Source organism: Methylobacterium sp. D48H (genome assembly GCF_053345715.1).
The window spans coordinates 1-284 of record NZ_JBKFAP010000208.1 but is presented as its reverse complement, the minus strand read 5'-3'; the positions used below and the strand labels follow the sequence as shown (position 1 = coordinate 284).

1 protein-coding gene is annotated in these 284 nt (G+C 78.2%); it reads right to left on the bottom strand.

What is annotated here, in order from left to right; genetic code table 11:
• Positions 1 to 12: 12 nt before the first annotated feature.
• The coding region (larC, locus tag ACLBX8_RS32155; RefSeq protein WP_447716468.1) for a nickel insertion protein at positions 13 to 284 on the bottom strand (272 nt) is incomplete at its 5' end.

Here is a 284-nt window from a genome sequence, read left to right as displayed (position 1 = left end):
GATGCTGGCGCGTCACCGCTCCTCCTGCTCCTGTTCCAGGGCGAGGCGCTCGGCCTCGCGGCGTAGGGCGGCCCGGGCCGCGTGGCCCGCTCGGTCACGGGCGTCGTCGGCCTCCGCCTTGGCGGTGCGACCGCCCGGCCGCGCCACGATCTTCACGCGAACCGACCGGCCGTCGTGCTCGACCGTGCGGGCGGCGCGCGCGAGCACCGCGCCCCCCACGGGGTGGTAACGCAGGCCGATGGTCGTGGTCTCCCGGAAGGAGGCCGCGCCCGCCGCCTCCAGGC